The sequence below is a fragment of the Paenibacillus sp. FSL R5-0378 genome (assembly GCF_038009285.1).
GTDB classification, from domain to species: Bacteria; Bacillota; Bacilli; order Paenibacillales; family Paenibacillaceae; genus Paenibacillus_AQ; species Paenibacillus_AQ favisporus.
The window spans coordinates 845,557-857,961 of sequence record NZ_JBBPAY010000001.1 but is presented as its reverse complement, the minus strand read 5'-3'; the positions used below and the strand labels follow the sequence as shown (position 1 = coordinate 857,961).

14 protein-coding genes and 1 riboswitch are annotated in these 12,405 nt (G+C 51.8%); of the genes, 13 read left to right on the top strand and 1 reads right to left on the bottom strand.

Annotated features, from left to right (window positions below):
- Nucleotides 1-52: 52 nt before the first annotated feature.
- The 12 genes from MKY74_RS03795 (at nt 53) to MKY74_RS03740 (ending at nt 11,418) form a co-directional block, all read left to right on the top strand.
- The gene (locus MKY74_RS03795; protein ID WP_076176651.1) at nt 53-823 is read left to right on the top strand and encodes a TatD family hydrolase; all 771 of its coding nucleotides are present in this window, start codon (nt 53-55) and stop codon (nt 821-823) included.
- Between the two features lie 204 nt (nt 824-1,027).
- A riboswitch (cyclic di-AMP (ydaO/yuaA leader) is annotated at nt 1,028-1,254 on the top strand.
- Between the two features lie 270 nt (nt 1,255-1,524).
- Entirely contained in the window at nt 1,525-2,697 is a 1,173-nt protein-coding gene (locus tag MKY74_RS03790; RefSeq protein ID WP_076176652.1) for a 3D domain-containing protein, read from the top strand.
- Between the two features lie 227 nt (nt 2,698-2,924).
- Nucleotides 2,925-3,479, top strand: a complete 555-nt coding sequence (rnmV, locus tag MKY74_RS03785; RefSeq protein WP_076176653.1) for a ribonuclease M5 — start codon at nt 2,925-2,927, stop codon at nt 3,477-3,479.
- Nucleotides 3,476-4,366 carry a 16S rRNA (adenine(1518)-N(6)/adenine(1519)-N(6))-dimethyltransferase RsmA gene (gene rsmA, locus MKY74_RS03780; protein ID WP_076176654.1) on the top strand — a complete coding sequence of 297 codons (891 nt, stop codon included), beginning with the start codon at nt 3,476-3,478 and terminating at the stop codon, nt 4,364-4,366. Before rnmV ends, rsmA begins: the two co-directional genes overlap by 4 nt.
- 56 nt (nt 4,367-4,422) lie before the next feature.
- A complete protein-coding gene (gene yabG / locus MKY74_RS03775) occupies nt 4,423-5,322 on the top strand; it encodes a sporulation peptidase YabG (RefSeq protein ID WP_076176699.1) in 900 nt (299 codons plus the stop codon).
- A 237-nt stretch (nt 5,323-5,559) separates the two neighbouring features.
- Nucleotides 5,560-5,835, top strand: a complete 276-nt coding sequence (veg, locus tag MKY74_RS03770) for a biofilm formation stimulator Veg (RefSeq protein WP_076176655.1) — start codon at nt 5,560-5,562, stop codon at nt 5,833-5,835.
- Nucleotides 5,836-5,969: 134 nt separating this feature from the next.
- On the top strand, nt 5,970-6,149 hold the full coding sequence (locus MKY74_RS03765) for a small, acid-soluble spore protein, alpha/beta type (RefSeq protein ID WP_076176656.1): 180 nt from the start codon (nt 5,970-5,972) through the stop codon (nt 6,147-6,149).
- Between the two features lie 411 nt (nt 6,150-6,560).
- The gene (gene ispE / locus MKY74_RS03760) at nt 6,561-7,415 is read left to right on the top strand and encodes a 4-(cytidine 5'-diphospho)-2-C-methyl-D-erythritol kinase (protein ID WP_076176657.1); all 855 of its coding nucleotides are present in this window, start codon (nt 6,561-6,563) and stop codon (nt 7,413-7,415) included.
- Between the two features lie 120 nt (nt 7,416-7,535).
- Nucleotides 7,536-8,366: a pur operon repressor gene (gene purR, locus MKY74_RS03755; protein ID WP_076176658.1), complete on the top strand. Its 831-nt coding sequence runs from the start codon at nt 7,536-7,538 to the stop codon at nt 8,364-8,366.
- A 194-nt stretch (nt 8,367-8,560) separates the two neighbouring features.
- Entirely contained in the window at nt 8,561-8,845 is a 285-nt protein-coding gene (gene spoVG / locus MKY74_RS03750; protein WP_076176659.1) for a septation regulator SpoVG, read from the top strand.
- 123 nt (nt 8,846-8,968) lie between these two features.
- A complete protein-coding gene (gene glmU, locus MKY74_RS03745) occupies nt 8,969-10,360 on the top strand; it encodes a bifunctional UDP-N-acetylglucosamine diphosphorylase/glucosamine-1-phosphate N-acetyltransferase GlmU (RefSeq protein WP_163883102.1) in 1,392 nt (463 codons plus the stop codon).
- Nucleotides 10,361-10,464: 104 nt separating this feature from the next.
- Complete coding sequence (locus MKY74_RS03740; protein ID WP_076176661.1) at nt 10,465-11,418, top strand: ribose-phosphate diphosphokinase; 954 nt, start codon at nt 10,465-10,467, stop codon at nt 11,416-11,418.
- Between the two features lie 76 nt (nt 11,419-11,494).
- Here the strand turns inward: MKY74_RS03740 and MKY74_RS03735 are convergent, their stop codons facing one another.
- The gene (locus MKY74_RS03735; RefSeq protein ID WP_076176662.1) at nt 11,495-11,695 is read right to left on the bottom strand and encodes a hypothetical protein; all 201 of its coding nucleotides are present in this window, start codon (nt 11,693-11,695) and stop codon (nt 11,495-11,497) included.
- Nucleotides 11,696-11,844: 149 nt separating this feature from the next.
- Here MKY74_RS03735 and pth point away from each other — a divergent pair, with 149 nt between their 5' ends.
- Nucleotides 11,845-12,405: an aminoacyl-tRNA hydrolase gene (pth, locus tag MKY74_RS03730; RefSeq protein WP_076176663.1), complete on the top strand. Its 561-nt coding sequence runs from the start codon at nt 11,845-11,847 to the stop codon at nt 12,403-12,405.

Here is a 12,405-nt window from a genome sequence, read left to right as displayed (position 1 = left end):
AATACCGTACGAAAATGAACCAGTGGTACCGACAAGAAAGGAGTTCAAATTCATGGAACTGTTCGACACGCATACCCATCTGGATGCGCAACAATTCGACGAGGACCGGGAGCGGGTCATTGACAATGCCGTACAAGCCGGTGTAACCCGGATGATCAACGTTGGTTTTAACCGGGAGACGATTCCATCGACGATGAAGCTGGTGGAAACGTATGATTTTATATATGCGGCCATAGGCTGGCATCCGCAGGACGCCGTTTTTATGCAGGAAGGCGATCTGGATTGGATTGCATCCTTATGCAGTCACCCCAAGGTGGTGGCCATCGGTGAAATTGGTCTGGATTACTACTGGGACACCTCGCCAAAGGACGTGCAGCACCGGGTCCTCCGCCAGCAAATTGGACTGGCCCGAGAGCTCAACATGCCGATTGTTATACATAACCGGGACGCCCATGAGGATATTGTGAAAATATTACGGGAAGAGAAGGCCGGCGAGGTCGGCGGTGTCATGCATTCGTTCTCGGGGAGCTGGGAAACCGCGAAGCTATGCCTGAATATGGGCTTCCATCTTTCGTTTGGCGGACCTATTACGTTCAAGAATGCCAGAGTCCCCAAAGAGGTCCTGGCTCAGGTTCCGATGGACAGGCTGCTCATCGAAACGGACTCTCCTTATCTCACGCCGCACCCCTTCCGAGGGAAGAGAAACGAGTCGGCAAACGTCCGTCTGGTCGCTGAAGCGGCAGCCCAGATTAAGGGGGTTGACCTGGAGGAAATTGCCCATATTACCACCCAAAATGGGCTGGAACGATTTGGAATTGTGTGAAATCGGGAGAAAAACAGCCGAAAAAATGAGCATGAGCGAATGATTAAAGAATTTTAACAAACAAAACGCCGAATATTACATTTTTTTAACCACTTTTTCAAATAAACGTGGTTGATTACCGCTTTACAACATGCATCAAAACAGGATATCATCTTTTCAGTGAATCATTGAGCTGTCGTTAAGGTCTTACCTTCGCAGCTTCATGAACCAGTCTCGCTGAGTCTCCCGCATGGGAGAACGGGGGAACCAATACTGGAGCGGGTCATGATAGACCGGAAGCGGTCCCGTGCTCGCAAGCGTATTTGATTTCTTTTTTGGGTCTCTGGGGTGAATTGAACGGCTTTACGCCATGAGCGTAAGGACGCGAATAGGGCGGCTCTCTTTCGCCCGAACCCGACAGCTAACCCCGTAAGCGGATAAAGAGAGGTACCCTCGTGCATGACAATTCCGATATTCAGACATCCGGAAGCCACGAAAGAGTCCTCGTAAGCTCTTTTCTATCGGCTTCTTTTGTTTTGAATAAAGGAGAGGCAGTCATCATACTGTTGTATAACAGGAGGTGACAAATCATGATGGAGAGATTGGTTCATGGTGCAAGAACGCATGCTTTCTGTGGGTTCTTGTAAAAAATTGAGTATAGTCGCGTCAAATACAATCATGCATAACTCTAGACGGCGAGGCTATGAAGGAGGATCGAGAAAGTGGGCGTTTTCCAACCAGAGAAGACCCATGATTCAAAAATCTCCAGCATGTCTTACGCATTGCGATGGAAGCATGAGAATTTGCGCCAGATCTCCACTGCAGCTATCGTTTCAATCGCGGTTACCCTGATGATCTTGCTGCTCGTGTACAGTCAATCGCGAAAACAAGTTTATTTGGTAGTAGACGGTCAAATGAAATCTGTACAGACCAATACATCTTTACTTCAAGAAATGCTGGATGAGCAGGAAATCAGTCTGAAACCCGAGGACCAAATATCGATGCCGCTGAGCGGGGCTATATCCGACGGCGACAAGGTCGTGATCGACCGCGCGAGTCCTGTGAAGGTGACGGCTGATGGTGCAACGAAGCATTTGTATACAACGGCCAAAACGGTCGGCGACGTGCTGAAAGAAACCGGCGTCAAAGTCAAGGAAACAGACATTGTCACTCCGGCTGTCGAAACGGCGGTCTCCACCAACACGGACATCCGGATCGTCCGGATGAACAAACAAGTGGTACAGCGTCATGAATCCCTCCCCTTCCGGGTGGTCAAAACCTCCGACCCCAGCATTTACAAAGGCGAGTCGCGGGTGATTCAGCAGGGATCTCCTGGCGTCATGGTGCAGTACATCGAGAAGAAGTACAAAGACGGCAAGCTGGTGTCCATGAAAATGGTGGGCAAAAAAGTGCAGACGGTGACCAAGGATAAGGTCATTGCCGTCGGCACGAAGAAAAAGCCTGTTCCCGTAGTGACCGAAGTCAAAACAGCCGTTGCCAAAGCTTCTTCTACCCCTGCCAAGGTGAAGAAGGTCAGCAGCAGCAGCAGTAACAACCGGCTCAGCAAGGCCGGCGTTGACTTTTCCTACAAGAAGCTGATCAAAGTCTCCATGACCGCTTATTCGTCTGGCGAGTCCGGAGTCGGCACACGCACCGCCACAGGAACACGTGTCACGGAAGGCCGCACGATTGCGGTTGATCCAAGCGTCATTCCTTTGGGATGGTGGGTTTACATTGAAGGCGTTGGCTTCCGTCGTGCGGAAGACACAGGCGGAGCCATTAAGGGAAATAAAATCGATATATACTACGATTCCGTCCAGCAGGCACGCAACTTTGGCCGTAAATCCGGCCTTAAGGTGTACGTGATCGGTCCGGTCAAACCGGAGCTGAACTAATTTCGTTTTACTTTGCCATTCTAATGTTATAGTATTATGATCATGAAAATGTCATGCTAAAGAAGAGGAGCTTTCCTCTTCTTTTTGTTGTTAAATTACAGCAGTTTGTCTATACCGGGACCCCGCAAAGTACCTGAACAGGCATCACGGTTTATGCCCACTTGCAGGGACTTGGCTGTCCGGCGGCATTGACGGGTATAATGTACTCGAAAGGAAGACAGGAAATCATGATTAAAGAAGTCATTGTGGTGGAAGGCCGGGATGATACCGTGGCCGTGAAGCGGGCGGTGGATGCCGATACGATCGAGACGGGCGGCTCCGCCATCAATGCGCGTATACTCCAGCGGATTGCGCTGGCCCAGGAGCGGCGGGGGGTCATTGTGCTGACGGACCCGGATCACGCCGGCGAAAGAATCCGCAAAATCATTTCGGCCAAGGTGCCTGGCTGCAAGCATGCGTTTATCCCGGAGGCCGATGCAACCCGCAAGGGGGATATCGGTGTGGAGAACGCCTCGCCTGCGGCGATCCGCAGAGCCTTGGAGCGGGTTCACACCTCTTATGAGGGGGCGGAAAGCCAGATCGACATGGAGGACCTGATGGAGGCGGGGCTGCTGGTGCACCCGGATGCCGCCGCCCGGCGGATGGCGATGGGCAACCTCCTCGGTATCGGCTACTGCAACGGCAAGCAATTTTATAAGCGACTCGCCATATTTCAAATATCCCGCGAAGAATTCGCGGATGCGCTTGCCCGTATCGAAGATGAAGGAGGCCGGACAACGTGAACGGCATGGACGACATCGCCACACCAAGGCGAACCAAAGAAATCATCCAGCGCCACGGCTTTTCATTCAAGAAGAGCCTGGGGCAAAATTTTTTGATCGACCAAAATATTTTAAATAAAATCGTGGACGCGGCCGGACTCGATTCCACCAAGGGTGCCCTGGAGATCGGTCCTGGTATCGGCGCCCTGACCGAAAAGCTGGCCCAGCAGGCAGGGGCCGTCACGGCGGTTGAGATCGACCAGAGGCTGATTCCGATCCTCGAGGAGGTTCTCGCCCCATATCCCGGCGTAAAGGTACATCATGGGGATGTACTGAAGACGGACCTTGCTGCGTTGTTTAAGAGCAATTTTGCCGGCGTATCCAAAGTCAGCGTCGTGGCTAACCTTCCGTACTATGTGACGACGCCGATCTTGATGAAGCTGCTGGAGGAGCGGCTCCCGCTGGAGAACATCGTCGTGATGATCCAGAAGGAGGTGGCGGACCGGATGGCCGCCCGGCCGGGCACGAAGGATTACGGCAGCCTGAGCATTGCCGTGCAGTATTACAGCGTGCCGGAGCTGGTGTGTATCGTACCGAAGACGGTATTCATTCCACAGCCGAACGTTGAATCGGCCGTGATCCGTCTGGCCGTGCGGGAACAGCCGCCGGTTGTGGTTGACGATGAGCGTCATTTCTTCGAGGTGGTACAAGCATCGTTCGCTCAGCGGCGGAAGACGATATCAAACAATCTGAAGAGCCGCTTCTTCCCCAATGAGGGACGGGAGCGTCTGGATCAGCTGCTGCAGGCAGCGGGAATCGACCCGTCCCGCCGCGGCGAGACGCTCAGCATTGAGGAATATGCCGTGCTAAGCAACCTGCTGCGGAAGGAAGGCATCGGCTTAAATTAAACAAAAGATGAACCAATAGGGGGATTCGCCCATACCATGGGGTAGGGGTGATGTTCATGAATATTGGAGACCTGGTCGTGCGCAGATCCTACGGCGGCGATATCGCGTTCCGCGTCGAGGATTTGCGCAGGGACGAAGCGGTGATTAAGGGAACAGAGTTCAGACTTCTGGCGGATTCTCCGCTCGATGATCTGGTAAGGGTTCCTTATGCGCCGGTAAGCGAAAAAACCGAGAAAGCAAATATTAGAGCAAACGAGTCGCTCAGTTTATTGAAACGTCACCGTCAGGAGCAGACCCAGCGGAATCAGGCCACCTTGAGCGGAAGCGGGGAATGGGGAACAGCTGAGCCGGCTTATTTCGAAGTCCCCGGGAAGGTGCTTCATCTGGATGGAGATCCGAATTATTTGAAAAAGAGCCTGAGCCTGTATGAGCAGCTTCGGGTTCCGGCCGAGGGCCATTATGTGAATGAGGCCGGGATGGCGGACGCCCTGTACCGGCTGCTGCCTCGGGTCCGGCCGGATATTGTGGTGATCACGGGTCATGACGGCGTACTGAAGCATCGCCAGAATCATGATTTGTACAGCTTGAACAGCTATAAAAACTCGCAAAACTTCGTCAGGGCGATTCAGGTCGCGCGCCAGTTTGAGCGCCATTACGATCAGATGACGATTATCGCCGGCGCATGCCAGTCGCACTTTGAGGCGCTGCTGCAGGCCGGAGCCAACTTTGCCAGCTCCCCGGGGCGCATCTTGATTCATGCCCTGGATCCGGTATATGTTGCCGCCAAGGCGTCGTTTACATCGGTTAGAGATACGATCAATATGACGGATGTGCTTCACAATACGATCAGCGGCACGCAGGGCGTCGGGGGCATTGAAACCCGCGGGAGCTACCGGATCGGCCTGCCCCGGCTGAACGACTTAACCAAGCTTAAAGTGACGCCGTCGGCCATTTAACATGACCGGAAATGCCATGCAAAGCTCTTGACCTGACAGTATAACGAAATGCAGGAACCGTAATCTGCCGGCGGATTGCGGTTTTTTGTTGTTATCCGGGTGTAAGCAGAAATGAGCTGGGGTTCCGCAAAAAAATTCGTTGACAACATAAAATTGATGCTGATATAATTATTGTTTTGATTTGACAAAACTCTCTTTTCGAGTTATAATGGACAAGGAAAGAGGTGGTCGTCGACAATGGCTAAAAATACGCTGTTGGAAATCAAACGCAATCTCGAAGCTCACGTGGGTCAGAAGATTTCGCTTCGGGCTAACGGTGGTCGTCGCAAGACCGTCGAGCGTACTGGTGTTTTGGAAGAAACGTACCCATCTGTTTTTATTGTGAAATTGGATCAAGAGCATCAAACCTTTAAACGTGTTTCATACAGCTATGCCGATATTCTTACGGAATCCGTGGAGGTTATTATTTGCGATGATAATACCGGCACCCGGATCGAGTTGGAGAAAGCGTAACTTTAATGACAAAACAGCCTTCCTGATGGAGGGCTGTTTTTAGTTGGCAGGGGGATATGGAATGAGGAGCGGCCGGGAGCGGGATAATACTTATGGCAGCAGCCTAATTCCGATGGAACCAAAGGAGGATGTTCATGAGCCGCAGACGCCGCAGTGTCATGTCGGATGAGCTGAAGAATGAGTTGGCTAAGGATTTGGGATTTTACGAAACTGTCCAGCAGGAAGGCTGGGGAGGTATTAAGGCCAAGGATGCGGGCAACATGGTAAAAAGAGCGATCCAGCTTGCCGAACAGGCCGCCGCACGTAAATCCTGATTCACACCAGCAATACCGGCGGAGGCCTCCCAAGCGGGAGGTTCTCCGTTTTTTGAATTAAAGGCTGTGTCCGCTCCGCCCTTTGTCTGTAAACGGAAAATGACTTGACTGGTTCAGTTTGATATAATGATTTGAAGTTGCAGATTTCTGGATTGAACCCAAGAGAAAAAAATGCTTGAGGTTCATTCCAGATTTCTGGATTGAACCCAAGAGAAAAAAATGCTTGAGGTTCATTCCAGATTTCTGGATTGAACCCAAGAGAAAAAAATGCTTGAGGTTCATTCCAGATTTCTGGATTGAGCCCAAGAGAAAAAATGCTTGAGGTGCATTCCAGGTTTCGGATTGAGCCCAAGGATTCGAAGCGGCTTGTGTCAATCCAGATAGAGGGAATCTTGAGGGTGGGTGAACGCCTTGAAAATTTACGAAAAAGCACCGGCCAAAATCAATTTGATGCTGGATGTATTACATAAACGGCCAGACGGGTACCATGAGGTGGAAATGGTTATGACGATGGTCGACCTGGCGGACCGGCTGGAGATGTCGGCTTTGCCCAGGGATACGATTATTATTTCAAGCCAGGCGGGATACATACCGTTGGATGAGAAGAATTTGGCGTTTCAGGCCGCAAGGCTGATTAAGGACCGGTACGACGTCAAGAGCGGTGTGCATATCCATCTGGATAAGAAGATCCCCGTAGCAGCAGGTCTGGCCGGAGGAAGCAGCGACGCCGCCGCCACTCTGCGTGGTCTGAACCGGTTGTGGGATTTGAACATTCCGATAGAGGAGCTGCAGAAGCTGGGTGCGGAGCTCGGATCGGACGTTCCGTTCTGCGTGACTGGAGGTACCGCTCTGGCGACAGGGCGGGGTGAAAAGCTGACGCCTGTGGCGAATCCGCTGCAGTGCTGGGTGATTTTGGCCAAACCGCCGATTAACGTGTCGACCGCGGAGGTCTACGGCAAGTTCAGAGCGGCGCAGGTCAAGGAGCATCCATCGGCCCAAGGCATGATCCGTGCGATCGAAGCGGGAGACTTTCATGGCGTATGCACCCGCCTGGGGAACGTGCTGGAGGATGTGACGCTGAGGCTGCATCCGGAAGTGCAGCAGCTGAAGGAAGGGATGCTGCGTCTTGGCGCAGACGGGGCTTTGATGTCGGGCAGCGGGCCGACCGTATTCGGCCTGGTGTACAAGGAATCGAAGGTGGCACGAATCTATAACGGGCTGCGGGGCTTTTGCAAAGAAGTGTATGCGGTGCGCCTATTGACCTAACTTCGCCAACCATGTTGTACAAATCCGTACAAAAATGATATATTCTTACTATAATATTCGGATTTTCTGGGTGATTTTGCTTTAGATTCCGATGAATACAGCGATAGCGAGGAGTATTTCGTGAAAAAATTAAAGCGAAGCGCGCGTTTGGTGGAGATGACGCAGTATCTTTTGTCCAGACCGCATACATTGATCCCGCTCACCACATTTGCCGATAGATACGGAGCCGCCAAGTCTTCGATCAGCGAAGATTTGGTTATTATCAAGGAAGTGTTTGAGGAGGAAGGCATCGGGGACCTGCTGACGCTGGCTGGGGCCGCCGGAGGCGTGAAATATATTCCGAAAATGCCGAAGGAGCAGGCGCTGGTGTTTGCGAACGATCTTTGTTCCCAGCTTCAGCAGAAGGACCGGATTCTGCCCGGCGGGTATTTGTACATGTCCGATTTACTGGGACAGCCTTCTCTTATGAACGAGGCGGGAAAGATTTTTGCCACTGCATTTTCCGGCAAGGACATCGACGTGGTCATGACCGTGGAGACCAAAGGGATTCCGCTGGCATATGCCACCGGAGCCCAGCTGAACCTGCCGGTTGTTCTCGTGCGCCGGGACCACCAGGTTACGGAAGGATCTGCCGTGAGCATCAATTACGTGTCGGGATCGCATAAGAGCATCCACACGATGTCCCTTTCGCGGCGGGCGCTGAAGGAAAAGTCGCGCGTCCTGATCGTGGACGATTTTATGAAGGCAGGCGGCACCATCCAGGGCATGGTAGATCTGCTGGCCGAATTTGATGCCGAAGTCGCAGGCGTAGGCGTATTGGTCGAGTCGGGAGCGGTGGAATCAGAGGAGCGGCTCCTGCACGATTATGTGTCCCTGGCGACACTGACGGCGGTCGATCCAAAGACGAAAGAAATATTTGTGAGCCCGGGGAATTATTTTGACCCGTCTTAACGTTGAAGAGGCCTGCGGATTTTGTCGATAAAAATATTTTATCGGCGAATAGTTCCGAAGTCTGTCGACACTCACATTCTTATAAAAAAATTCCTGATTTTAGGACATTTTGTTAACTTAAAAAAGAGGATTTCGCGCATGCTGTGTGGAATTATACACCAAGTCTCTGATGGAAAAAGGTGGTGAACACACACATGCAAATTACGGATGTCAGACTCCGCCGCGTTAACTCCGAGGGGAGAATGAAAGCAATCGCATCCATTACCATTGATAACGAATTTGTTGTTCATGACATTCGAGTCATCGATGGAAACAATGGAATGTTCGTTGCTATGCCGAGCAAACGCACTCCGGATGGAGAATTCCGCGACATTGCCCACCCAATCTCTTCCGGCACCCGGGAGAAGATTCAAACGGCCGTCCTGGCGGAATATGAACGCGCTGCCAGTGAAGAAGAAGTGATCGAGGAAGGCGCTTAAGTTTACAATTGGGGTTCAAGGAAAGGAGAGCCAGGACTATGGCTCTCTTTTCTTTTTGCTTATAATACGATATATTCAGTATTGAGCGAGTTCTAGAGTAGGAGGTCAAGATCCTTGAAAAGAATGGCGATTGTTCTTGCCGCAGGGCAGGGAAAACGAATGAAATCCAAACTATACAAAGTGCTTCATCCCGTCTGTGGCAAACCGATGGTTGGGCACGTGGTGGATACCGTCAAACAGGTGAACTGCGAACGGAGCATTGTCATCGTTGGCCACGGGGCAGAGGCTGTCCAATCTTATCTGGGTGAGGCCGCTGAATACGTGCTGCAGGAGCAGCAGCTTGGTACAGGCCATGCGGTGAAGCAGGCCAAAGCTTTACTGGGCTCGGAAGAAGGCTCAACCATTGTCATCTGCGGCGATACTCCGCTGGTCACGGCCGAGACACTGCAGGGACTGACGCAGCTGCATGAAAGCAACAACGCTGCCGCCACCGTACTGGTTGCCTATACGGACCAGCCGCAGGGTTACGGGCGCGTGATCCGCAGCGAGGACGGAAGCGTACTACGTATCGTTGAACAGAAGGACTGCACGCCGGAAGAGGATGCGGTTCGTGAAATCAATACAGGCACTTATGTTTTTGATAATGCGAAATTGTTTGCCGCTTTGGAGAAGGTAACGAACAACAACGTCCAGCAGGAATATTATTTAACGGACGTGATCGGGATTCTTGTAGGCGAGGGAGAAACCGTTCTCGGCTATGTGACCGACGACTACGCTGAGTCGATCGGCGTTAATGACCGCCGTGCACTTTCAGAGGCTGAAGGATTAATGCGGGAACGCATTAATATCCGTCATATGCTGAACGGCGTCACGATCATTGATCCCGCTTCAACGTATATCGGTGCCGACGTGACCATTGGAGCCGACTCCGTGATCTATCCCGGCACGGTACTGAAGGGAAAAACGGTTATCGGTGAAGATTGCGTGATCGGCCCGCAGAGCGATATCAGCGATTCTGTCATCGGCGATGGCGTGACGATCAAGCATTCGGTGCTGGATCAGGCAGAAGTGGGTTCTAGAACATCGGTAGGCCCGTATGCATATCTGCGTCCGAAATCCAAGCTTGGGGAAGACGTCAAGATCGGCGATTTTGTGGAAGTGAAAAATGCAACGATCGATAACGGCTCCAAGGTTTCGCATCTAAGCTATGTCGGCGACGCGACGGTAGGCAAGAACGTCAATGTCGGCTGCGGTGCGATAACGGTCAACTACGATGGGTATAATAAGTTTATGACTGAAATTGAAGATGATGCTTTTATCGGCAGCAATGTGAATCTGGTGGCTCCGGTGAAAGTGGGCAAAGGAGCCTACGTAGTAGCGGGCTCGACGATTACCCAATCGGTTCCTGAAAATGACCTGGCCATCGCCAGAAAACGCCAGGAGAATAAACCGGGGTATGCCGAGAAAATTCGCTCCAAGGCCAAAGCCAAGAAGGAAAGCAAGCAGCAGGTTTAAACGTAAAGCGTCCCCGTCTTACCGGGGAGTGTGAGATACATGGTTTCAAGCGGCATGGAGGCAGGCCAGAATTTCAATGAACCAGCACGGAGGGTTTTAATTCTATGACTTATTGTGATTCGAAGTTAAAAATATTTACATGTAATTCCAATCCGAAGCTCGCACAGCAAATTGCGGATTATATCGGCATCCCCATGGGGGATTCGCATACGACCAGCTTCAGTGATGGTGAGATTCAGGTAAAATTATCGGAGAGCGTTCGCGGCTGCCACGTTTATGTCGTGCAGTCGACATGTGGTCCGGTAAATGACAATCTCATGGAACTGCTGATCATGGTCGATGCGCTGAAGCGTGCTTCTGCGAAGAGCATTAACGTCGTAATCCCTTATTATGGGTATGCGCGTCAAGACCGTAAGGCCCGTTCCCGTGACCCGATTACCGCTAAGCTGGTTGCGAATCTGATTGAGAAGGCGGGTGCCCACCGTGTCATCACGATGGACCTGCATGCGATGCAGATTCAAGGCTTCTTCGACATTCCGGTTGATCATCTGCTTGGGGTGCCGATTCTGGCCCAGTATTTCCGTTCCAAGCAAATCGAGAATCCGGTTGTTGTGTCTCCTGACCACGGTGGTGTGGTTCGTGCCAGAAAACTGGCTGATTTCCTGAATGCCCCGCTGGCCATCATTGATAAACGCCGTCCGGAACCGAACGTAAGTGAAGTCATGAACATCATTGGTCATATCGAAGGCAAAACGGCCATTTTGATCGATGACATTATCGACACGGCCGGCACGATCGTGCTTGGGGCCAATGCCCTGATGGAAGGCGGCGTCAAGGAAGTGTATGCTTGCTGTACGCATCCCGTCTTCTCCGGCCCGGCGATGGAACGCCTGGAGAATTCTCCGCTCAGTGAAGTCATCGTGACGGATACGATTCCGATTATGCATCCGGAGCCGAGCAAGAAGATCAAAGTTCTGTCGGTAGCTCCGTTGATGGGTGAAGCCATCATCCGTGTGCATGAGGAATTGTCCATCAGCAAGCTGTTTGAAATCGAATAAGGCAAGGGAAGGTATATGCAAAGAGAGGGTTATGTTTCCTGGCTCCAGGAAATATAACCCTTCTCGCGCATGCTCTTTAATATCCGGGAGTCGACACAAACGTATACAAATTCCGGTTGTAGAGCGTACCTTGAATTTCAACGAAGTGCTTGGTGAATGAGGTAATCGTTCCAATGTCCACGTGTACGCCCTGCCGGAGAACCTGAACGGGAATGCCGTGGATCTGGTGCTGCTGAAAGTGCCGGTGCAGCGTAAGCAATTGGCCGAATTCAGTCATGAACCGTACCACCTTCTTATGGTGATCATGGATGCCATGGCAAGAAGCGATGCAGCATCCTATACTCTATTGTAACAAAATTTGGTGCTAATGCTAACTTGCACAGCAGGCGTAGCGGCAGCGGCCGGTTTGGAGGATCGAATAACGCAATGAAATGGATTGTAGGACTCGGGAATCCGGGATCCAATTATGAAAAAACGCGCCACAACGTCGGTTTTATGATGCTGGATGCGCTGGCGGAGCGGCATGGTATTAAGTTTGGGCCAAGCAAATGCAAGGCGCTGATCGGCGAGGGCTTTATCGGAACCGACAAGGTCGTTCTTATCAAGCCTATGACGTACATGAACCTGTCCGGAGAAGCGGTGCGGGCCTATATGGATTATTACAAGGCAAAGCTCGAGGACATGATCGTCGTTTATGACGACATGGATACGGCAACCGGCAAAATCCGCCTGCGGTATCAGGGCAGCGCCGGAGGCCACAACGGCATCAAATCGATCATCCAGCATACGGGGACGCAAGTGTTCGACCGGATCCGGATGGGGATTTCCCGGCCCGAGCCGGGATACGCGATTGTCGACTATGTGCTCTCGAATTTTCCGAAAAAGGAGAACGAGCTGCTGAAGACGATGATTGAGCAAGCCTGCGACGCCGCAGAGTTCAGTCTGAACCATACCTTTGAACAAACGATGGCCAAGTTTAACGGTTGA

Excerpts from the sequence above, each read along its gene's own strand:
- MKY74_RS03740 (WP_076176661.1), top strand. The coding sequence starts at position 10,465 with ATGACTTATTGTGATTCGAAGTTAAAAATATTTACATGTAATTCCAAT.
- glmU (WP_163883102.1), top strand. The coding sequence starts at position 8,969 with ATGGCGATTGTTCTTGCCGCAGGGCAGGGAAAACGAATGAAATCCAAA.
- spoVG (WP_076176659.1), top strand. The coding sequence starts at position 8,561 with ATGCAAATTACGGATGTCAGACTCCGCCGCGTTAACTCCGAGGGGAGA.
- MKY74_RS03735 (WP_076176662.1), bottom strand. The coding sequence starts at position 11,695 with ATGACTGAATTCGGCCAATTGCTTACGCTGCACCGGCACTTTCAGCAG.
- rnmV (WP_076176653.1), top strand. The coding sequence starts at position 2,925 with ATGATTAAAGAAGTCATTGTGGTGGAAGGCCGGGATGATACCGTGGCC.
- yabG (WP_076176699.1), top strand. The coding sequence starts at position 4,423 with ATGAATATTGGAGACCTGGTCGTGCGCAGATCCTACGGCGGCGATATC.
- veg (WP_076176655.1), top strand. The coding sequence starts at position 5,560 with ATGGCTAAAAATACGCTGTTGGAAATCAAACGCAATCTCGAAGCTCAC.
- MKY74_RS03765 (WP_076176656.1), top strand. The coding sequence starts at position 5,970 with ATGAGCCGCAGACGCCGCAGTGTCATGTCGGATGAGCTGAAGAATGAG.
- MKY74_RS03795 (WP_076176651.1), top strand. The coding sequence starts at position 53 with ATGGAACTGTTCGACACGCATACCCATCTGGATGCGCAACAATTCGAC.
- pth (WP_076176663.1), top strand. The coding sequence starts at position 11,845 with ATGAAATGGATTGTAGGACTCGGGAATCCGGGATCCAATTATGAAAAA.